This window comes from Hymenobacter sp. UV11, assembly GCF_004684095.1.
Taxonomy (GTDB): domain Bacteria; phylum Bacteroidota; class Bacteroidia; order Cytophagales; family Hymenobacteraceae; genus Hymenobacter.
Genome location: NZ_SRII01000007.1, coordinates 196,752 through 219,153, shown reverse-complemented (window position 1 = coordinate 219,153; position 22,402 = coordinate 196,752). Strand labels below are relative to the sequence as shown.

Below are 22,402 nucleotides of genomic sequence, written 5' to 3'. Positions count from 1 at the left end.
CAAAAAAAAGGCCCGCTACCAAAAAATGGTAGCGGGCCTTTTTACAAAAGCTCCAATCAGAGATTGCGGTAGCAACCAGAAGCTTGCGATGGGTCGGCTGATTTTACGACCAGAATAACAAACCAATTCTGGCAGAAGCTCCTACGACCGGCAATTTTACTAGCTGCTAACAACAGACTTCGATTAAGCCGTTTGTGCATTTTTTAACGTGATAGCGAGAGTAAGGTTAGGTTACCGTAACTTTTTTTTCAAGAAATTTTGGTCCCTACCCCCTGCCGAATCCTCAGCCTTATCAGTTAAAGGTCAGTAAAATAGCCTTTATCACCCTCTACCGAGCGGCCGTTGCCAGCACCGGCGGGGGTAGTGAGGTCGCCGGGCTCGGCATTGCCCATGGAGGTGAGCAGCGCATCGGCGGCGTGCTGGTCAGGGTTGGCAGTGGGGGCGGCGGGCTGCCCTTGCAGCTTGCTAAGGGCACCTTGCGCTTGCTTGCCCAAGTCGGCCCACCACTTGCGGGCCGAATCGCGCAGGTCGTGGCGGGCGTCTTCGCCCGTTTCGGGGGCTAGCAGCAGGCCGGCTACAATGCCGGCGGTAGCGCCCGCCAGCAGCGAGACGATAACTTTTCCGTTGTCATTAGGCATATGCAAAACGAAATTTACTAGTAGAGTGAAATTAAAAAACGTATGGTAGCAAACGGGAAAATGGCCTTGCTGGTTAGTGCCCAATGCCAAAAAAGCCCCACGCCGGCGGCGTGAGGCTTCCTTAATAACGTAGCATAGGAAGGCTTACTTGGCGGCGTCCTTTACGGCGGCGGCACCTTTGTCGGCAGCATCTTTGGCTTTGTCGGCCAGGTCATCGCCTTTACCCGACAGGTCGTTAATCATTTTCGTGATTTCCGCCTTGCCTTTGCCAAGCTTATCCTGCAGCTTGCCGATGAGCTCGTCGCCTTTGCCTTCAGCATAGGTCAGGTCCTCATCGGTCAGCTGCGCATACTGCTGCTTCAGCTTGCCTTTGATATCGTCCCAGTTGCCTTTGATGTTGAGGCTGCCACCGGCGCTCAATACGCCCATATCTTCGAGCTTGTCGCTCAGGCCTTTGAATTTAGTTTCGAGGTCCGCGCTATACTTGCCGAACTGGTCACCCAGTTGATTGCTGTAATCTTTAGCAGCGCCTTTCCAGTTTTCGAGGGTAGCCGTGCCTTTATCGGGGGCCAGCAAAATACCGGCAATGATGCCAGCGCCAGCACCAGCGAGGGCGGCAATAAGAATTTTGCTTGCGTTGTTATCTTCTTCGCGATACGACATGAGAAGGAAAAGAAAAAAGTGGTAAGGTGGATTGGTTGGAGAGGGCAAGGCCTGAGCCACTGCCCCAGCGTTTGGGTTCTATACGGGTGGTAGGGCGCCGGGTTCGGGCATAGCGCCATTTTCTTAGCCCGGCTGGCCCGTTCAGCGCCAAGTTCTTACCTTACCGGCATTCTTAGGCTAATTCAGCTATGCTCCTTCTCGTGCGCCGTATCGGCATTTACCTACTGCCGTTGGCCAGCAGCCTGTTGCTGGGTGCCTGCCACGCGCGGGTAGCTACGGGCGCCGCTGACGCGGCCACTGCCTGCATCGACCCCAGCCGCGTTAACCCACGAGCTATCTGCACCATGAACTACGACCCCGTATGTGGCTGCAACGGCATCACCTACGCCAATGCCTGCGTGGCCCAGAACGCCGGGCTGCTGCACTTTCGGCCGGGCCCCTGCCCTACCCGGCCTTAATTTCGCGGCGTCATTTTCCCCGATTCTCATGGCTCCCGAAAAGAAGTATTTCCGCAACGCCCAGCCGTTCCGCGTTCCCACCACCGATGGCAAGCTCATTGAAGAGCACATAGGCCTGGCAAGCACCCGCACGGCTCAGTACAGCGTGGCCCACATGGTGGCCCCGCCGCAGTGGAGCGAGCCGCACCAGCACCCCGAGTTCGATGAGATAACCATTGTGGTGCGAGGCCGCAAACGCTTCGAGATTGATGACGACGTGGTGGAGCTGCAAGCGGGCGAGTCGCTGCTGATTCGGGCCGGCGCCCGCGTTCGCTATTCAAATCCGTTTGAGGAGGAGTGCGAGTATTGGTCGGTATGCGTGCCCGCCTTTAGCCCGGACACGGTGCATCGGGAGGAATAAACCGGGCGCTCACCTTGGCATTGGGGTCGTTCTGGCAGCAGTGCTTTTTTGACGTTTTCCAACAAAAAGTTCCGAAACAGCGCTTTATTTATTTTCCTTAACCTCTCAAACCGGAAGATTACGCCGGGTCGTATGTGCACAACGCCCTACCCCCCTGCTAATGAAAATACTACAGCCAGAAGACGAAAGCGAGCTGGTAAGCCGGTTATATGCCCGCGATGAGACGGCAATGGCTCATTTCTACAAGCATTATAAACGGGCGCTCTACCATACTATCTGGCGTATTGTTCGGCAAGATGAGGTGGCGGAGGATTTGCTGCAAGAGTGCATGGTAAAGTTTTGGGTGGCCTTCCCTACCTACGATACCCGCAAGGGCCGGCTTTTTACGTGGGCCCTGCAAATTGGCCGCAACCTGGCCCTCGACTGCCTGCGCGAGCAGCGCCGCAAAACGCAGTTCACCTCGCCGCTCACCGAAGAAGTAGCCATCAACCGGGCGGCGCCCGTTAGCTTCTACCCCGAGCACATTGGGGTGCGCGACTGGCTGAACTTACTGAGTTCCAGCGACCGCCGGCTGCTGGAGCTACTCTACCTGGAAGGCTACTCGCAATCGGAGGCGGCACAGGAGCTGGCCATTCCGCTGGGCACGGTCAAAACGCGGGCGGGTCGCATCATCCGCAACCTCACGCGCGTGGTTAACTGAGGTCGTTATATACGATATCACTTAGGAAGTCTAAAGCTTGTCATCCCGAGCTTTAGACTTCCTATCTTGCTTTTTGGGCACAAAAAATGGCCGCGCCACCCAGCGCTACTATTCTGTGTAAAAACCAGTTCCCTACCCCTCCCCCACCGGTCAGTCTGCCCAGGGTAGGGCCGCGACCTCGTGGCGGTGGGGTAGCGATGCCTGCGCACCCCGGCGGGTAACGGAAATCGCCGCGGCTTTGCAGGCGAAAGCCGCGGCCTCAAACAAGCTCCGGCCTTCGAGCGCCCCGTTAAAACAGTCGCCGGCGGCTGTGGTATCAACGGCCGTTACCGGCGGGGAGGCCACCAAGCGGGTTTCCGTTCCGCCGGCGGCCGACACGTAGGCCCCCGCGAGCCGAGGGTAATAACCACGTTGGGCACCCCTTCGGCGTGCAGGAACTGGGCATCCTGCCGGGCGGTGGCTTGGTCGGTTACCCGAATGCCGGTGAGTAGCCCGGCTTCCGTCTCATTCGGGGTACTGGCGTACAGGCAGGCCAGCAAGGCGCGGCCGAGGGGCTGCGGCGGAGCCGGGTTCAGCACTACCTGCACGCCTCGCTGCTGACACGCCCAGATGGCTGTCCCTCAGGCTGGTGCCGGCCAATAACGGCCAGCTCTTCAGCCAATAACGCGGCGGCATTACTGCTGCTCAGCCTATTCCAGCTAGTGGACACGTAGTCTGATTACCAGAGTGCGAAAATATTGCCGTAACCCATACCAGGCTGACCAGCAAACCTTTGTGAATACGCAGCCGGTTGGCCTGTACTTGGCATAGGGCCAGCAAGCCTTTGTGCGGGCCACAAGCCGCAACGCAAGTAGCAAGCAACAGAAATGAGCCTACCCCGCCCCAGCTTTTCGCGTTCGGCCCGCACCTGGTTGTTGCGGGCTGAACGCGAAAAGCTGGGGCGGGCTGGCAAGTTAAAAGGCCGTGAAAAAATACATCTTAAAAAATATATTTTACTGATAATTAAGTAGTTAATTCAACTTATTAATGCCGTTGCGCTCCGGGCGCCACGGCTGCTATACCTGTTTTTAGTCCCGTTATTTTTAGTCCGTTTATTACGCCAGTGCTACTTTATGCCGCTTCCTTTACCTGATTTTCACCTCGTCAGCGCTGCGCTAAAACGCCTCTGCCTGTTGCTGGGTCTGCTGGGCCTGAGCCCGGCCGCCCGCGCTGCCAACTACTACTGGGTAGGCAACAGTGGCACCTGGACCGACCTGAGCCACTGGGCCAGCAGCAGCGGCGGGGCCGGCAATGCCTACACCAACGTGCCGAAAAACACCGATAATGTGTACTTCGATGCCAGCTCCTTTGTGACTACCAACCAGCGGGTAGCCATTGTGGGCACGGTGACCTGCAACGACATGACCTGGAGCGGCAACGTGCGCCAGGCTACGCTGTTGCAGAGTACCAATGGCGTGCTGGAAATAAACGGCGACCTGCGCTACACCGCCAGCATGGCAACGGCGCTGGCCATTGCGGTGCCCCATCGGCTACTGGCGGCGGCTACCGGTGCGGTGGTGGATATGCAGGGGGTGCCGTTTGGGGCGGCGTTGACGTTTGACAACGCGGCGGGCGGCTGGACGTTCACGAGCGCTTTCAACGGCACTTCGGGCACCGTCCTGAATATCTCGGCGGCCCACCTGGTGAGCTTCGGCAGTGCTACGCTGACCTTCAGCACGCTGAATACTTATTCCGGCTCGACCCAGGTGGCGAGCACCGGGGCGGGCACCCTCGACCTGGGTAGTAGCACGACTACGCTGCTGGTGCAGACAAGCACCGGGGCGCTCAACCTGCTCAACCCCAACCTAGCCCTGACGGCCGGCACGAGCACCCTCAACGTGGGGGCCAGCGTGCTCACTACCTATACCAGCCCGGTAAGCATTAATACCAGCAGGCCACTGACTTTCAATAAAGTAGTGATAAACACGGGGAGTGGCGCGGTCTTTAGCGTGGCCAACTCGTCGTTTACTACCCTCATCGTGAATAGCCGGCTGACGCTGGGCAGCGCCGCCACCATCAGCGCGGGGGGTAGCCTCGCGCTGGGGGCCGACGCAACCCTGCTGGTGGGGGCCGGCACTACCAAAGTACTCAGCTTTGGGAGCGGGGCCACGCTGGCTACTGCGGGAAGCTGCGCGGGCTTCGGCACGGTGCAATCGACCCAGACGGGTAGCCCGGCCATTCTGGCCCGCAGCGGGGGGTGGGCTTCGGCGGGCCTGAGCTACGCCGTGTTGCAGGACCTCACGTTTAGTGATGGCAGCAGCGGCTACCCGGCCAACGGGGCCGCTACGGCCACGGCCAGCGCCGACCAGGGCGGCAATTCGGGCATCACCCTATCGGGCTTGCCTACTACCGACCTTTACTGGGTAGGCGGCACCGGCACCTGGCACGATGCCAGCCACTGGGCCAGCACCAGCGGCGGCGCAGCCGGCGGCACGGGCTGCGTACCCAACGTGTTTACTAACGTCTATTTCGATGCGAAATCCTTCGCGGCCCCGAGCCAGGTGGTGACGCTGGACCTGGCCGGGCAGGCCTGCCGCAATATGGACTGGACGGGCGTAGCCAACAAGCCTACCGTGAGCGCGCCCGCCCGGCGCGCACTCACGGTGGCAGGCTCGCTCACGCTGGCGGGGCCGGCCAGCATGACGCAGACGCTGGCGATTGACCTGTTTTTGGGCCAGCCGCAGGCGGGGGGTAGCCACGCGCTCACCACGGCCGGCCAGCCCCTGGCGGCGCACCTGTGGTTTCGGCCGGCGGGCGGCAGCTACGCGCTGCTGGATGACGTAACGACCTCGGGGCGCGTATTCGTGGAGTCGGGTACGTTTAACACCAACGACCACACGGTGAATGCCCAGTCCTTTAGCAGCGGCTACGTATTCAATGGCTCCATCTACAGCACGGGCACGGTGCAGGGCAGCCCTGTGAGCCTGCTGCCGCCCACCGTGAACCTGGGCACGAGCGTGCTGAACCTGCTGGGCACCAACACCCGCAACGAGAGCAACGTGCTGACCACTAACTACGCCTGGGACGTGGCCAGCGTGGTGGTGGGTGGCGTGGCTGCTACCCCCGTTACGCTCAATGCCGGTAGCAGCACCATCAACATGCTCAACGGCAACAATGCGAACTCGTACTACAGCTTTTTCCGGGGTGCGCTGGGGCTGACGTATGGCACCGTCTCTTTTGCCAATAATACGAGTGGGGTTTCGCCGAATATCATTGGCGCTATTGGCAGCACCAGCACGTTTCAAAACCTGCTGTTCTACGGGCTGGCTACCATCGGCAGCAACAACATCATCAAGGGGCAGCTGCTGCTAACGCCGGGCAAGACGTACCTGTTTACCAATGCCATTACCCAGACTTTCACCAGCGAGGCCACGCTGAACGCCCAGGGTACGTGCTCCAATTTCATTACCATCACCGGCCCCGCTACGGCGGCAGCTACCCGCTTTATCTCGGCCAGCAATGCGCCTTTGCAGTACGTGGCGCTGCAATACACTGCCTTTTCGGGCGGGGCCACCTGGCTGGACCAGGGCGGCGTTGATAACGGCACCAACACGGGAATCACTATTACCGGCGGCCTCCCGGCGCGCACCCTGTACTGGGTAGGCGGCACCGGCAGCTGGAGCAATGCGGCGCACTGGAGCCTGAGCAGCGGCGGGGCCGCCGGCGAGTGCAGCCCCTCGCTCATCGATAACGTGGTGGTGGATGCCAGCTCGTGCCCAGCTACGGGGCAGACGCTGACCATCGACCTGGCCTCGGCCAACTGCCGCAGCCTTGATTGCAGCGCGGCCACCAACGGCATGACCCTGAGCAGCATACTCGGCAGCCAGCTGGGCGTGTACGGCTCCGTAACCTGGGCCCCTACCCCCAGCATGACCGTTGCCCTGGCCGGGGGGCTCTCCCTCCTGGGGCCCGGCACGGCCAGCACCCTCACCAGCGCCGGGCAGCTGCTGACGGGTACGCTCACGCTCAACGTGCCCAGTGGCGGCGTAACGCTGGCCGACAACTTTGCCAGCATCGCCGGCATTGCGCACACAGCCGGCACCTTCACCACCAACGACCAAACCATCAGCGCGCTTTCCTACGCTACCTCCACCAGCACGGCCAAGGCCCTGCGGCTTGGGGCTTCCCAGCTCACCATCAATGGGGCCTGGAATGCGCCTAGCACCACAGGCCTGACCGTAACGCCGGGCACCTCGCTGCTCACCGTGAACTCCAACGCCTTCAACGGGGCCGGCCAGCCTTACAACGATGTGGTGCTGAACAGCCCCCTGAGCGCGCTCACGCTCAGCAGTAACAATACGTTTCATAACCTCCAGCTGGCCGGCTCGGCTAACATATTGGGCAGCAACACTATTGATGGCACGCTAACCTTTGCGGCTGGCCGGGCCTACGTGTTCACGCCCGGCACCACTACCACGTTTGGCCCCAGCGCCACGCTGGTATCGGTGGGCCTGAGCAACAACCCCGTCACGCTGCAAAGCGCCGTCAACGGCAGCCTCTTCACCTGGACCAAGGCCGCGGGTGGCATTTGCGCCGACTACACCTACATCCGCGATAGCCGCGCCACGGGCGGAGCCTACTTCGAGGCCGGCCGCAACGGGGCCAACAACCAGGGCAATAACCCCGGCTGGAGCTTCGGCTTCCTGCCCCGGGCCAGCTACGCCAACCGCACTACCTGCCCCGCCGAGGGCCCGCACTTTCTGCGCATCGACTTCACGGCCTACGACGGCACCAACAACGTGAGTGGCCTGTCGCTGGCTACGGCGCAGTACCCGCTCACGCTGCGCGTGGCCAACCTCACGGCCGGCACCTACGAAGACGTGAGCGCCCTGGCTACCCCCTATTACTACCCCATCGCGAGCAGCAGCGCCACCACGCAGTACCAGGTTATCACGCTAGCTACGTCGGCCACTAGTGGCTGCGGGGCCACCAGTACCACCGACCTGAGCACGTTTCCCGTCGTGACCGATGCCATTCTGGCCGGCCCGCATGGCACCTGGAGCGGCAACAGCGCCGTGGCCGACGGCAACTGGCTCGACTGCCACAACTGGGCCAGCGGGGCGGTGCCCACCAGCACCACCGACGTTGCGATTAACCCCAACGCCACCTCGGTGAGCCTGGGCAACAGCCTGACGGCCAGCGTACCCGTGCAACCCACCCTGAACGGGGCCGGGGCGGCCGTGCATACGCTCACCACTCCGGCCGGGGCCACTTTCACGCTGGGCAGCAGCGGCCAGCTGGCCGTAGCCGGCGACTGGGTGAACAACGGCACCGTAACCGCCGACCCCGCCAGCCAGGTAACCTTCCAGGGCAGCAGCGCCCAGACCTTGACGGCGGGCAATTTTGGCAGCGTGGTGGTGAGCAACACCGCTGGCCTGGCCCTGGCCACCGACGCCAGTACCAGCGGCAACCTCGTGCTCACGGCGGGCACCGTCACGACGGGCGCCAACAAATGGGTGCACACCAACGGCAGTGCCGCCAGCCTCAGCGGCTACAGCGCCCGCAGCTACGTGGTGGGCACCCTGCGGCGGGCCATCGCCAGCAATGTGGCGGGCACGTATGCCTTTCCAGTGGGCACGGCCAGCCAATATGCCCTCTATGAGCTGGTTGACCACAACCTGCGCGGCACGGGCTTCGGCACCATCGACGCCAGGTTTGGCCCTAAGCCCGGCACCGATACCAACCTCAACTACCAGGAGCCGGGCACCAGCCTCAGCTACCACGCCATTCACAGCGCTGGGGTCTGGACGCTAACGCCCAGCGCCCAGCCCAGCGCCGGTACCTACGACGCCAAAGTGAGCCTGCTACCCTTCAGCAGCCTGGCCGATAACTATTTTGCTATTCTCAAGCGCCCCGATGCCAGCACCGACGCGGCCGATTGGGCCGCCGCCGGCGGCGTCCTCAGCCCCGTGGGTGGCCTCGGGCGCCTGCTAGCTGCCGGCTACGCCCTGCGCCTGGGCCTCAGCAGCTTCAGCCAGTTTGGCGTGGGCCAGGCTACGGCCCCGCTGCCCGTGGTGCTCACCAGCTTTCGGGCCACGGCCGGCGGTACCTGCGGCGTGCGCCTCGACTGGGCCACGGCCAGCGAAGCGCAGAGCGACCGGTTTGAGGTAGAGCGCAGCGCCGACGGCCGCTCGTTTGTGCCCCTAGCCACCATCGCAAGCCGCAACAGTGCTGGCGGCGGCACCTACAGCTACCTCGACCAGCAGCCAGGCGAGGGACTGAACTACTACCGCCTCAAGCTAATGGACCAGGACCAGACGAGCACCTACAGCCCGGTGGCTACCCTCACCGTTGCCTGCGGAGCTGGTGGCCCGGTGGCGCTGGCACCCAACCCGGCCACCAGCACCGTGCACCTGCCAGGGCTGCGCGCCGGCCAGACCCTGCATGTATATGGCAATGATGGCCGCCTGGTCTACGCCGGCCCCGCCACCGGCCCCGACCAGCCGCTGGACGTGAGCGGCTGGGCCACGGGCCTGTACCTGGTCCACATCCGCAATGCCGATGGCGGGCTGGCGGGCACCTGCAAGCTGCTGAAGCAATAGCCGCGCACGCACATTGCCGGGCGCTACCGCCACGCAGTCAGCCTGATGCCCGTGGCGGCAGCGGGCGGCTTTATGGGCGGCCGCACATTTTTTAGTGTAAAATACCCTTACGCGAAGGTCAGTCCAAAACGTAATCTGGCAGCTTGAGGGCAAGCTTGGCAAGGCACACCTTTTCGAGCGTTACTTCTCCTGCTAATCGGCTTACTCCCGTAAGGAAACTCACCGGGTCGGTAGTAGCTCCGTGGCGGGGGTAGGCGGTGACATCACTGCGAAAGCTAGCCGCAAGGCGGGAACCCCGCGCCGGCGCTCAGCCAGGTCCGAGCCTGGTAAGCAGGCCGCTAAGCGAATGGGTCGGCGCCTGCTAAATAGTGCCGCGCAAGTGCTGACTGAGCAGCTGCGTGCGGCTGTTTACCTGCATCTTTCGGTACACGTGCTTGACGTGGGTGCGAATGGTGAGGGTAGAAAGGGCAAGCCGCAGGGAAATTTCCTTGTCGCTGAGCCCGTCTACGATGCCTTGCAGCACCTGGCCCTCGCGCGGCGTGAGCAAGCCGGTATGCGTAGTGGGCGTGGGGCGGAAGTGAGCCAAGGCTTTGCGGCTCACGCCGCGGCTCATGGGGGTGCCGCCGCGCGCCACCTCCAGTACTGCTTCTTTGAGCTGGGCCAGGGGGGTAGCCTTGTTCAGGTAGCCGGTGGCCCCGCAGCACAAGGCCTGGTAAACGTGCTCCACATCCTCGTAGCCAGTGAGCATGATGACGTCCATCGTCGGATACTTTGCTTTTAGCAGGGGTAGGGCCTCGGTGCCACTGATGCCGGGCAGCCCAATATCGAGCAGCAATACCTGCGGCACAGGCACTTCTTTGAGCTCGGCCAGCAGGTCTTCGACGCTGCCAGCTACCAGCACCACGCGGATTTCGGGCTGCTGCCTGAAATAGGTCTGGAGGACTTTGACCAGTATTCCGTCGTCGTCCACAATAGCCAGGGTTAACGTTTTCATACGCGTGCTTGATAGGTAATTCAGTTTCAACCCAGCACCGCTTTAGCTGCTAAATCTAGCCTTGTAGACGTTGCCCGTGCGCTCGGCTGCGGTGACCGAGCGCATGGGCAGCGCGTTCCAAAATAGTAGTAGAAAAGCCGGCCGCTTCCAAGCGGCCCCCTACCCAATGCGTGGTAACCGCCGTCTTTGCCCGCCTGGGAGCGGCCTACCGCCCCAAAGCTAACAGATAGCAAGAGCTGAAACGCCTGGCGAATTGATTTTCAATGAGCTGCGCACTCAAACAAGCAGCGCTGGCGCAAAACAGTTCAAGTGCCCTACCCTAGCCCAGCGGGGCCCGCGCCGGGCTAGGGCAACACCCGCATCTAGGGTAGGGCTTTGGTGAGAAAGGGGCCGCAGAAAAGGCAACTTTTGTAGCAGCCTGGGTCCAGTTCGAAAACAATTCTTAACCTACTGGCAGCAGAAAGATTTTTCATTGATAGCATACTGACAATCATCAGTATAGTTGACTTAAAAGCTGATATTTCCTTCCCTTTACAAGCGTTCTTTATATAAATTAATTTATATGATTAATTATCCACAAAACCTTAACGAGCTCGCGTGCATCAGCAGCCGTTGCGCCCGCCTGGTGAACCACTGCGTGGTGTTTCTGGCCGGCTCGCGGACCCAACCCGGCGATGTCGACGGTCACCCGCGGGCGTTGCTGGGGGGTAGCAACCGGGCCGTCGTTGGGTTATGCTTGTTTTTACTGGTGCTGAGCAGCTTGCCGGCCTGGGCCCAACAAGGCAAAAACGGCCCCGGCGTCATCACAGCTGCCGGCACTATCGTCAACGTGTATACTTCCCTCACGGCGGATGCGGCGGCCGGGGCCGCCACCATCACGGTGAGTAGCAGCACGCTCACGGGTTCGGCCTTCACGGGCAGCCTGGCGGCCGGCGACTTGCTCATGCTCATTCAGATGCAGGGGGCCACCATCAACACGGCCGTTGGCAGCAGCGCCTACGGGGCCGTAACGGCCTACAACAACGCGGGCCGCTACGAGCTGGCAGAAGTGAGAACGGTGCCCAACGGCACCACCGTCACCTTGCAATGCGGGCTGAACAACAGCTACACGGCTACCGGCAATGTGCAGGTAGTGCGGGTGCCGCGCTATACCACGCTCACGCTCAACGCGAACACCAGCATTGTGGCCTCTGCCTGGAACGGCGCCAGGGGCGGTATCGTGGCCCTCGAAGTGCAGGGCACCACCACGCTGAGTACCGGGGCCGCCATCAACGTGAGCGGCCTGGGCTTCCGGGGCGGGGCCATCCACAACCAATCCACTTTCCCGAATGGCGGCACGGGCTACGCCTCCACTTCGGCGTTGCTGGGCGCGGAGAAGGGCGAATCCATCGCGGGTAGTAGTACTACCTACGACGGGCTGACCGGCCGCTACGGGCGCGGAGCCCCAGCCAACGGCGGCGGCGGCGGCAATACCCACAACGCCGGCGGCGGCGGTGGGGCCAACGGTGGCACCGGCTCCTGGACCGGCACCGGCAACCCCAACCGGGGCCCTGGCAACGCCTACGATAACGCCTGGAACCTGGAAGCAGCGAGCTTTGCAACCTCCACCTCATCGGGTGGGGGCCGGGGTGGCTATACCTACTCCGTCACCAATCAGGATGCCGGCACCGTCGGCCCTGGCAGCGCCGCCTGGGGTGGCGACAACCGCCTCAACCAGGGCGGCTTCGGAGGCCGGCCGCTGGACGCAACGAACCGCCTGTTTTTTGGCGGCGGCGGCGGGGCTGGCGATGAGAACAACGGCGTAGGCTCGGCCGGGGCTAACGGCGGCGGCCTGATTTACCTGCTATCGGGCGGTAACCTGGACGGCAGCAGCGCCAGCCTGCAAGCCAACGGGGCAGCAGCGGCCAATGCAGGCTCCAACGATGCGGCCGGCGGCGGCGGCGGCGGCGGCGCGATTGGCCTGAACATCTCGGGCACCATTGCTGCCGGGGCAACGGTTTCGGCCACCGGCGGCACGGGCGGCACCACCAACAGTGCCACCGATAACGAGGCAGAAGGCGGCGGCGGCGGCGGTGGCGGCGGCTACATCAGCAGCGCCGTAGCGGTGCCCACGCTCACCGTAGCTGCGGGGGCCAATGGCATCAGCATCTCCGCGTCGCTAACCGAATTTCCGCCCAACGGGACTACCGCCGGCGCGGCCGGCACCACGACCATTGCGGCGCAGCCCGACCAATGCGCCATCGTGGCCGATGCCACCACCACCCTGAGCGGGCCCACTGCGGCCACGGTGGTGGGGGGCGTTGCGGGGCCTTTCACCGTCACCTTTACCAACGGCGGCCCCGACATAGCGGCCGCCGTGACGCGCACGGTCACGCTGCCCGCGGGGGGCACCCTGACGGCGACGCAGGTTTCGGCGCTGCCCGCAGGAGCCACGTACACCAGCAGCACCCGCGTCATCGACTTTGGGACGCTGACAACACTGGCCGCCGGCGCCACCGCTTCGCTGCAATTCAGCTTCACGGCCCCGGCCACAGCCGCTACGGCCACGCTAACCAGCAACATTGCCACCGCCACCGCGCAGGGCCTGAACCCTAATCCCGACGCGGCGACGCTCAGCCTGCCGTTTCAGAATACCACGGACTGTGGCCCTTCGTACTTCAACAGCGCCGCCGTTTACAGCGGATTGTCGGCTGATTACTATTCGGGCTACTTCAACAACAACAAAAACTATTTCACGATGAACGCGGCCAAGCTTAAGCGGCTGGAAGCGAATGTGAACTACACGACCAACACCGACTTCGGTGACCTGACGACCAGTGGAGCGGCGAACTCCACCGCCCCGGTAAACCAGACGTTTAGTGCTCTGTACCGGGGTAGTCTCAGTATTGCCACCGCGGGGCTTTATACGTTCTATCTAACGGTGGATAACTTAGCCAACCTGTTTCTGGACGGGGCCGCCCTGGCCTACACCAGCAGCCCGGCCCTGGCCAGCGCTACTTCCGGTAGCGTGTCGGTTGCCGTGAACTTGTCGGCCGGCCCGCACAACCTGGCTATCCTCTACGGGGCCAATGGCGCGACCAGCCTGCTGAAACTGGAGTACGCGAACGCGGCGGCCGGCATTGCGCGGCAGGTAATCCCGAGCACGGTGCTGTGCGCCGGCCTCTCAAACCTGCCGCCGATTGCTGTAGCGCCCACACCGGCCCCGGTGGTGCCGGCCAACGCCGGACCTACCTCCCTTCCCGCGCTGGCCGGCACCGACCAGGATGGCTCGGTGGTCCAGTACGCCGTGAGCCTGCCCACCGCCGCCCAGGGCGTGCTGTACGTGAACGGGCAGGTGCTGAACGCCAGCAACTTTCCCGGCCTGCTTCTTACGGCGGCGCAGGCCACGCAGCTCAGCTTTGCGCCCACGAGCGCCTTTGTCGGGCCGGTGTCCTTCACGTTCTACGCCATTGACGACGCCGCTCCCGCGGGCCAGTATTCGAATGATTTTGCTACCTATAGCCTGACGGTGGGCACCGTGGTGGCCTACGCCCGCACGGCGCAGATTATGCTGAACACCTACGGCAACACCCTGCTGGCCGTGCCCCTGGCCGCCGCCGGAGCCACGGGTACCATTTCCTCTTACAAAGTGACAGTGCTACCCCCGGCCGGGGCGGGCGTGCTGCGGCTGGGGGGCACCGCCGTGACCACGACCACCGTTATTGCGGCGGCCAGCGTCGGCAGCCTCACCTTTGACCCGGCCCCTGGCTACTTCGGCACGGCCGTGTTTCAATACACCGCCCAGGACAATAACAACGCCGTTTCGGCGGCCGTCACCTACGGCATTCCCGTGGCCAAGGCCACCTGCGGCGCGGGCGAGGGCCAGGCCAACAACCTGACCTTTTTCTCGCGCACCGTTGGCGAAGACTGGCGGGCAACCCAGACGGCGACGGTAGGCGGCGTTACCGTCACGGCCAACCCCGTGGGCTCGCCCTACGCGGCGGCGGCGGGCACTACCAACTCACTCACCATTGAGGACCTGGCCACGAAGCCCGGCAAAGGCCTGGCGTGGACCGAAGACTATAGCTCCAGCGCCGCTGCCACGGCCTCCGTCACGTTTACCTTCAGCCAGCCCGTGGCCAATTTCAGCCTGACTGCCAGCAGCATTGATGCGGGCACGGGCGTTATCGACCAATTGCTCATTCAGGGTTACGACGCCAGTAATAACCTGGTCGCCATTCCCAGCACCAACGCCGCCACCGGCGCAACCAGCTCGTACAGCAACAATACCTTCACAGGCACGGCCACCGACGCCGGGCTGGCCAGCAACAACGTGCTGGCCACCTTTCCGGCGGCCATCAGCCGGCTGGTGCTCACGTATCGCAACGTGACGACCCAGGCCAACCCGGCGGTCCAGACCCTCGTATTTCCTGCTTTTGCGTGGTGCGCCCAGTCCGACGTGCAAATCACCCTGGCCGGCCCCGCGCGCGCCCAGGCCAGCAGCACCGTTACCTACACGGTTACCACCCTGAACGTGGGCAATGACCAGGTAAACACCATTACGCCCACGGTGCAGCTGCCCACGGGCCTGAACAACGTGACCGGCGGCGGCGTTAGCTACAACTCCGTGACCGGCGTGCTTACGATGCCAGTTATCAGCAACCTGGCCGTCGGGGCTTCGGTGGTGCAGCTCATCACCTACCGCATGCCGACTACGGGAGCCGTTACGGCCACGGCCAGCTTTGCCTCGACGGCCGACGACCCGGTGGCCAGCAACAATACCTCCACTATCACCACGGCCCAGAACCGCGCCCCGGTAGCCAGCGACGTCACCAACGCGCCCGCCATTCTGAGCAGCACTACGAGCCAGACGGCGCTGGCCTCCTTCAACGCCAGCGACCCCGACGCCTCGGCCGGCAACACGACCCTTATTTCGTATACCATCGTGTCGCTGCCCACCGCTGCGCAGGGCACGCTGTATGTGAATGGCATAGCGGCTACCTTGGGCCAGGTTATTACGGTGCCCACGTCGGCCACGGCCGCCGTGCCGGGCTATCAGCTGTCATTTGTTCCGAACGGCACGTTTGCCGGCAGTGCCAGCTTCACCTACAAAGCCACCGACGATACGAATACCGCCTCGAATACCGCCACGTACTTCGTGCCTGTTACGGCGGGGGCCGACCTGGTTTCCATCGTGGGCGGCACGCCTACCGGCGTGCAAGGCCAGACGAAGGGCTACAGCGTGACCACCACCAACAACGGCCCGGCTACCGCCACCGGCGTGGTGCCTACCCTCACGCTGTCCAGCAAGCCGCCGTTCAGCAGCGTTACCGTCACCAACGGCAGCTACGACCCCGGCACGGGCGTGGTCACGTTTACCACCCTCCCGTCGCTCACCAGTGGCACTTCGGTGGTAAACAATATTACCCTGGTGGCGCAGCTCGCCCCGCCCAGCTTCACGCTAACGGCCGCTAACACGGCCGCCACCGCCGACCCAGCCCCGGCCAACAACAACGGCAGCGCCCCGGCCGCCGTGCTCACCGTCACGATTGCGGGCATTGGGCCGGCGGGCGTGCCCAGCGCCTGCGCTACCCCCGGCCGCGACGGCTCGCCTACCCTCACCGCCAGCCCCAATACCTACTTCCCGGCCACCAACCAGACGCTGGCCGTGGGCGCAACAGCCCTGGTGGTGGGCCCCGGCGTGGGCCCCGTGCCCATCGTGGCCGGCGACCTGCTGCTCGTCATTCAAATGCAGGGGGCGGATATCGACTTCTCGAACACCGACGCCTACGGCGATGGCGTGGCGGGCGGCCTGGCCACCAGTAATTTAAGCAACGCCAACTTCACGGCGGGCCTCTACGAATACGTGGTGGCCGCCGCCGCCGTACCCCTGGGCGGTGGCCCCGTAACGATTACGACGGGCCTGAAAAACAGCTACCAAAACGCCGATGCCACGGCCGGGGCCGGCCAGCGCCGCTTTCAGGTAGTGCGTATTCCGCAGTATGATAACCTGACGGTGAGCGGCACGGTGGCCCCCAGCGCCTGGGACGGCAGCACCGGCGGCATCCTGGCCCTGGACGTGACCGGCCAGCTCACCTTCGCGGCCGGCGCTCGGCTCGATGCCTCGGGCAAAGGCTTTCGCGGCGGGGCCGGCCAGCAGCTCAACGGCATTACCGGCGTCACCGGCACCGACTACCGCAACCTGGCCCCGGCCACCGGCACCACCACCGTGGGTGCCCACGGCATGAAGGGCGAAGGCACCGCCGGCACCCCCCGCTACGTAAACACGGGCACCGCCCTGCTGGACACGGGCGTGGAAGGCTACCCCAGCGGTAGCGCGGCGCGCGGCGCCCCCGGCAACGCCGGCGGCGGCGGCACCGATGCCACCAGCACCAACAACCAGAACTCGGGCGGCGGCGGCGGGGGCAACGGCGCGCGCGGCGGCCGGGGCGGCAACACCTTTAGCAGCAACCTGGCCGTAGGCGGCGAGCCGGGAGCCGGCTTCCTGGCTCCCAGCACCAGCCGCCTCATATTGGGCGGCGGCGGCGGCGCGGGCTCCACCAACGGGGGCTCGGGCACGGTCGGCCACACCGGCTACGCCAGTAGCGGCGCGGCCGGCGGCGGCATCCTGCTGGTGCGCACCGGCTCGGTGGCGGGCAGCGGCACCTTGCTGGCCAACGGCGCGGCGGCCAGCAACGCCGTAGTAGCCGACGGCAGCGGCGGCGGCGGCGCGGGCGGCTCCATCCTGCTCACGGCCAACAACACCGGCAGCCTGAATACGCTGAGCCTGACGGCCAGCGGTGGCAACGGCGGCAGCAACTCGGCGGCGGCGGCCGAGGGCCCTGGCGGCGGCGGCGGCGGCGGCATCATCCTCTCTAACGCGGCCACGGCCAGTGCGGTAGTGGCCAACGGCGCGTTCGGCACTTCGGCCGGCAGCGCCTATGGCGCGGCGGCGGGCCTGCCCGGCATCGCCAACAACCAAATCAACAATAGCATTGCGGGCAGCTCGGCGGGCATTAGCTGCAACATTGATGTGACGGCTGTTCTGACGGCCCCCGCCCAGGCCACGGCCGCCCAAACGGTAAACGTAGCGGCCGTGTTCGCCAACAATGGCGGGGCCGCGGCCAGCGGCGTAACGCGCACCGTCACCCTGTCGTCGGGTAGCAACACGGCCGGCAACATAGTCACCAACGTGGTGGCGCCGGGCAGCACCAGCATTACCCCCGATGCCCTGACCGGCGACGTGACCATCGTGTACCCCGGCGTATCGCCGCTGAGTGCCGGCGGCAGCAGCCAGTTCAACCTCTCCTACACTGCGCCCGGCACGACTTCGGTGGTGGCTACTGCGCACATCACCACCACGTCGGGCGAGTCGGTGACGACCAACAATACCAGCGTGGCTACCACCGCCATTACCGGCTACGCCGACGTGGTGGGCGTCATCTTTGGCCTGGGCACGTCTACCACTGGCCGGCCCTCGGGCACCTACGGGGCCCTGTTTGCCAACAACGGCCCGGCGGCGGCCCTCAACGTGACGCGCACAGTAACCCTCCCCGCCGGCTCGACGCTGACCCCGACGCAGCTCACGGCCCTCACGGCCCAGGGCGCTACCTACAACAGCGGCACCCTGCTCATCGACTTTGGCAACCTGGCCACGTTAAATAACCGCGACGTCAGCGTATTTCGGTTTACCTACACCGCCTCGGACATGGGTGGTAGCACGGCCATCGTGTCGCGCATCACCACCACGTCGCAGCAGGATGCGCTGGGCGGCACCGGCGCCCCCACGGCCCCCGATACATTTTCCTTCCCCATCCTCAACAACTCGGCGGCCGACGTGGCCACCGATGGCATCACGGCCTCGGTTTCCACGGCGGTGCCGGGGCAGCAGGTATCGTTCGACCTGGCTTTCCGCAACAACGGCCCGGGCGATGCCATCAATGCGCTGCGCTCGGCCCAGCTCACGCCGGGGCTGAGCGTGGTGTCCATCAGCGGTGGCGGGGTTTATGATATCCTCACGGGCATCGTGGCCTACCCCCCCCTCAGCACATTGGCCAATGGCGGCACCGCTCCTTCAACTATTACCTTCCTGGCGCCGGCCATCGGCCCGGTCAGCATCAGCGGCAGTATGACTACTGGCGCGGGCTCCATCTCGTCGGGTATTTTCGGCAACAACGAAGCCAACGCCACGATTGCCGTCACGCCCGTTGCGGACGTGGCCACCGGCATCAGCGGCCCCGCCACTTCGGCCGTTGGCAACCTGGTTACCTATGCGTTGATTACGGCCAACAACGGGCCGTCGGCGGCGGCCAACGTGGTGCAAACCGCGCAGCTGCCCACCGGCCTGGCCCCAGCTGGGGTGTTTGCTTCCAGCCAGGGCAGCTACAATACGGCCACCGGGGTAGTCACTTTTCCGGCCGTGGCGGTGCTGGCCAGCGCGGCCATGCGCCACAACACCGTGAGCTTTTCGATGCCCGCGAGCGGCTTCACGGCCACGGCGGGCGTGAGCACCACCACCTCCGAAAGCGGAGCCACGGCCAACAACACGGCCGCCACCGGCGCGACCAGCGCCGTGGCCGTGGCACCCACCGACCCACGGGCCAACGTGTACAACACGCTCGGTATTTCGGATAAAAACGTGGCCCCCGGCGCGTTGGTCACCCTCACCGTTGTTACCGGCAACAAAGGCCCCGGCCTGGCCCAGAACGTGGGGCAACAGCTGTCGCTCCGCCCCGGCCTGAGCATTGCCAGCGGCGATATCTCGGGCGGCGGCACCTACAATGCCAGCACGGGCATCGTGACCTTCCCGGCGCTGGCGAGCCTGGCCAGCGGCAGCACCGCCACCAATACCGTGACGCTGACGGCCCCGGCCGCCGGCCCGCTGGTGGCAACGGCCAGCACCACGGCGGCCACCGCCGACCCCGTGCCGGCCGACAACCTGGCCACGCGCAACGTGGACATCAGCAGCCAGGCCGATGTGGCTACCCTGCTTATTGGGCCGGAAGTGGCCTCGGCCACGCAGGTAACTACTTTTACGGTGAACACCAGCAACAATGGCCCGGTGCCCGCCACCAACGTGGTGCAAACGGTGAGCATCCCGGCTGGCTTTGCGCCGGCGGCGGTGACGACCACGGGCGGTGGCAGCTACGCGCCGGCCACCGGCTTCATTACCTGGCCGGCCGTGGCCACCCTGGCCGTGGGCGAGCAGCGGACCTACTCCTACAGCTACGTGGCCCCGGCTTTTCCCTCGACCGATGCCAACAACCCGCGCGTGGTGGTAAGCCAGGCGACGGTAACCAGCAGCACGCCCGATGCCACGACTACCAACAACTCGTCGGTGGTGAAAACGCTCATTAAGTGGAACGCGGACGTGGCCATTGCCATCACCGGCCCAGCCAGCGGCATGGTGGGCAGCCCGTTGGTATTCACCGTTTCGACGACGAACAACGGCCCGGCCCCGGCGGCCACGGTGAATACCAGCGTGCGCGTCACCACCGGCCTCAACGTAGTGGCCAGCGGCGGCGGGGTGTACAACATCAACACCGGCATCGTCACCTTCCCCGCCATCACCAACCAGGCGGTGGGCGTAACGGGCGTGGTCACGAACACCATCACCATCATTTCGCCGGAACGGCCGATAATTGGTGCCTCGGCCGCCGCCGATATTCCGACCGGGACCAACGACATTAATCTGACCAATAATGCGGTGACGTTCGTCTTGCCGCTCTCGCCCATCACCCCCGTCCAGACGGATTTCCAGGTCACGCTGGTGGCCAACCGCACGGCGCAGCAAGCCGGCCAGCCCGTGGTACTGACCCTGACGGCTACCAACGCCAATGCCACTGGCACGGCGGCCGATATGCAAGCCCAGCTGAGCCTGCCCGGCGGCATGAGCGGCGTGGTGGTATCGGGTGGTGGCACCTACGACGCCGCCAGCGGGGCCGTAACGTTTCCGGTGGCCGCCAGCCAGCCGGCCAACAGCACCCTCACCTACACCGTGACGGTGAACAACCCCGGCAATGACCCGCTGGTGGCCACGGCGGCCATCAACGGCAATTTTTCGGACGCGCAGCCGGCCAACAACACCCAGGTGGTGAGTGTGAGCATCAACCCAGTGGCCGACGTGGCGACCCGCGTGGCCGGCCCGGCTACGGCCCTGCCCGGCGGCCTGACCCTCTACGCGGTGACCACCCTGAACAACGGCCCCTCGCCGGCCAGCGCCGTGGTGCAAACCGTGCAGCTGCCCACCGGCCTAGGCGCCGTGGCGGTTTCGGGCGGTGGCACCTACGACGCGGTTTCGGGCCTCGTCACCTTCCCCACTATCGCCACGCAGGCCGTGGGGCAGGCCGGGACCGTCACCAACACCCTGGCCTTTTTGTTTCCTACCACCGCCTCGGCTGTGGTGGGCACGGTGGGCAGCGGCACCGCAGAGGGCGCAGGCACTACCAGCGACAACACCGCCACCCTGACCACGACCCTGACCAACCAGGTACCGCTGGCCAACACGGTGAATAACCTGCTGCAAACGCCGGAAGGCAACACCGCCGGCCCGCTCGTGCTCACGGCCCTCAAGGGCTTCGACGCCGACGGTAGCCTGGCCTCGTTCACCATCACGACCCTGCCGGCCCCGACGGCTGGCGTGCTCGCCCTCCAGGGGGCGGCGGTGATGGCGGGCCAGGTGGTGAGCAACGGCAACGCGGCCAACCTGACCTTCGACCCAGCCGGCACTTTTGTGGGCAACGCCTTCTTTACGTTCACGGCCACCGACAACCAGGGTGCCGTTGCGGCCCCGGCGTTCTACACCATTGCCGTCGGGCAGGACATCGACGCCGTGTACACCAGCACGCCGGTGAAAGGCGGGCTTACCCAGTACCAGGACGGCGACATTATCGCCAATGTCTTCGACGCCAACAGCGGGAGCTACGACGCGGCGCTGGCCATCACCGACAACGGGGTGCGCACCGCCACCGCCGCCGGCCCCCTACCCGATGGCCTGGAGCTGGACCCCACCACCGGCCAGGTGCGCGTGCTCGACCGCAGCCTGCTGGTGGCCGGCACCTACCCCGTCAGCCTCACCACGGTCGATGCCAACGGCGGCGTCACCACCCAAGCCGTGTCCCTGCTCATCGGCGACAACCCGCTACCGGTGGGGCTCACGCGATTTGAGGTGAAAGCGGCCGGGACTGACGCCCAGCTGAGCTGGGCCACGGCCCAGGAGCTAGACAACGCCGGCTTTCAGGTTGAGCGCTCCCTGGACGGCAGTCACTTTGTGCGCCTGCGCTTTGTGCCCGGCGCTGGCACGACCACCCTGGCGCACCAGTACACCTACGTCGATGCCGGCGTGGGCCAGCAGCACTCCGGTGCCGTTTACTACCGCCTTCAGCAGCTCGATTTCAACGGCAATGCCACGTATAGCCCGGTGCGCACGCTGGTCTTTGCGCCGGAGGTGCCCAGCCTCTATCCCAACCCAGCCCATACGTACACCACGCTGAACCTGACCAGCCTACCCCCGGCTACCTACGCAGTAACGATGCTTGATATGACAGGCCGCGTGGTGCAAGCCTATGCCCTGGACGGCGGCAAAGCGCACGAGCTGGCGCTGGACTATCTGGCTAGCGGGGCCTACCTAGTCATCATTCGCGGCGATGGCCTGAAAATCATCAAGCACCTGCTCAAGCAGTAAACAGCCCTTATTTGTGCCCTACCCCCCCCGAAAGACCAACGGCACGCGTCGCTCGCGTGCCGTTGGTCTTTCGGGGGGGGTAGGGCAATAGGTGGAGCAGAAACTATTGCAAGGAAAATCGGCGCTGGCTGGCGCTTTAAAAAACGCACGTTTTAAGGTGCTCAGCGCGGTTTTTTGACATAACCAGCTTTTGGTTATCCTTTCCGTTTCTTTTGCTCGTTTTGTGCATCAACGCATCCTTTTGCGCTTAGCTGCCGATTTATTTAAGTGCTGTACCGATTGCGTACCAGCAGTTATGAAGACAGC

At 64.3% G+C, this 22,402-nt stretch carries 8 protein-coding genes and 1 pseudogene; 5 read left to right on the top strand and 4 right to left on the bottom strand.

Annotated features, from left to right (window positions below; genetic code table 11):
• Positions 1-296 precede the first annotated feature (296 nt).
• Both E4631_RS14920 and E4631_RS14915 read right to left on the bottom strand, forming a co-directional pair.
• Positions 297-638 (bottom strand): YtxH domain-containing protein, encoded by a 342-nt coding sequence (locus tag E4631_RS14920; RefSeq protein WP_133656490.1) that lies wholly within the window; start codon positions 636-638, stop codon positions 297-299.
• Between the two features lie 144 nt (positions 639-782).
• Positions 783-1,301, bottom strand: a complete 519-nt coding sequence (locus E4631_RS14915) for a YtxH domain-containing protein (RefSeq protein WP_133656491.1) — start codon at positions 1,299-1,301, stop codon at positions 783-785.
• A 188-nt stretch (positions 1,302-1,489) separates the two neighbouring features.
• Here E4631_RS14915 and E4631_RS14910 point away from each other — a divergent pair, with 188 nt between their 5' ends.
• From E4631_RS14910 to E4631_RS14900, 3 genes are all read left to right on the top strand, one after another.
• Entirely contained in the window at positions 1,490-1,759 is a 270-nt protein-coding gene (locus E4631_RS14910; protein WP_133656492.1) for a Kazal-type serine protease inhibitor domain-containing protein, read from the top strand.
• A 28-nt stretch (positions 1,760-1,787) separates the two neighbouring features.
• Positions 1,788-2,159: a cupin domain-containing protein gene (locus E4631_RS14905; protein WP_133656493.1), complete on the top strand. Its 372-nt coding sequence runs from the start codon at positions 1,788-1,790 to the stop codon at positions 2,157-2,159.
• 160 nt (positions 2,160-2,319) lie between these two features.
• The gene (locus E4631_RS14900; protein WP_133656494.1) at positions 2,320-2,859 is read left to right on the top strand and encodes an RNA polymerase sigma factor; all 540 of its coding nucleotides are present in this window, start codon (positions 2,320-2,322) and stop codon (positions 2,857-2,859) included.
• A 150-nt stretch (positions 2,860-3,009) separates the two neighbouring features.
• Here E4631_RS14900 and E4631_RS14895 read toward each other — a convergent pair.
• Positions 3,010-3,437, bottom strand: a pseudogene (locus tag E4631_RS14895) (PfkB family carbohydrate kinase).
• Between the two features lie 534 nt (positions 3,438-3,971).
• On the opposite strand from E4631_RS14895, the gene E4631_RS14890 reads away from it, so the two are divergent.
• Complete coding sequence (locus E4631_RS14890) at positions 3,972-9,440, top strand: T9SS type A sorting domain-containing protein (protein WP_133656495.1); 5,469 nt, start codon at positions 3,972-3,974, stop codon at positions 9,438-9,440.
• A 361-nt stretch (positions 9,441-9,801) separates the two neighbouring features.
• Here E4631_RS14890 and E4631_RS14885 read toward each other — a convergent pair whose 3' ends face one another.
• Positions 9,802-10,434, bottom strand: a complete 633-nt coding sequence (locus tag E4631_RS14885) for a response regulator transcription factor (RefSeq protein WP_133656496.1) — start codon at positions 10,432-10,434, stop codon at positions 9,802-9,804.
• Between the two features lie 562 nt (positions 10,435-10,996).
• Here E4631_RS14885 and E4631_RS14880 point away from each other — a divergent pair.
• A complete protein-coding gene (locus tag E4631_RS14880; RefSeq protein WP_133656497.1) occupies positions 10,997-22,096 on the top strand; it encodes a T9SS type A sorting domain-containing protein in 11,100 nt (3,699 codons plus the stop codon).
• Positions 22,097-22,402 lie beyond the last annotated feature (306 nt).

Excerpts from the sequence above, each read along its gene's own strand:
- E4631_RS14915 (WP_133656491.1), bottom strand. The coding sequence starts at position 1,301 with ATGTCGTATCGCGAAGAAGATAACAACGCAAGCAAAATTCTTATTGCC.
- E4631_RS14890 (WP_133656495.1), top strand. The coding sequence starts at position 3,972 with ATGCCGCTTCCTTTACCTGATTTTCACCTCGTCAGCGCTGCGCTAAAA.
- E4631_RS14880 (WP_133656497.1), top strand. The coding sequence starts at position 10,997 with ATGATTAATTATCCACAAAACCTTAACGAGCTCGCGTGCATCAGCAGC.
- E4631_RS14885 (WP_133656496.1), bottom strand. The coding sequence starts at position 10,434 with ATGAAAACGTTAACCCTGGCTATTGTGGACGACGACGGAATACTGGTC.
- E4631_RS14910 (WP_133656492.1), top strand. The coding sequence starts at position 1,490 with ATGCTCCTTCTCGTGCGCCGTATCGGCATTTACCTACTGCCGTTGGCC.
- E4631_RS14920 (WP_133656490.1), bottom strand. The coding sequence starts at position 638 with ATGCCTAATGACAACGGAAAAGTTATCGTCTCGCTGCTGGCGGGCGCT.
- E4631_RS14905 (WP_133656493.1), top strand. The coding sequence starts at position 1,788 with ATGGCTCCCGAAAAGAAGTATTTCCGCAACGCCCAGCCGTTCCGCGTT.
- E4631_RS14900 (WP_133656494.1), top strand. The coding sequence starts at position 2,320 with ATGAAAATACTACAGCCAGAAGACGAAAGCGAGCTGGTAAGCCGGTTA.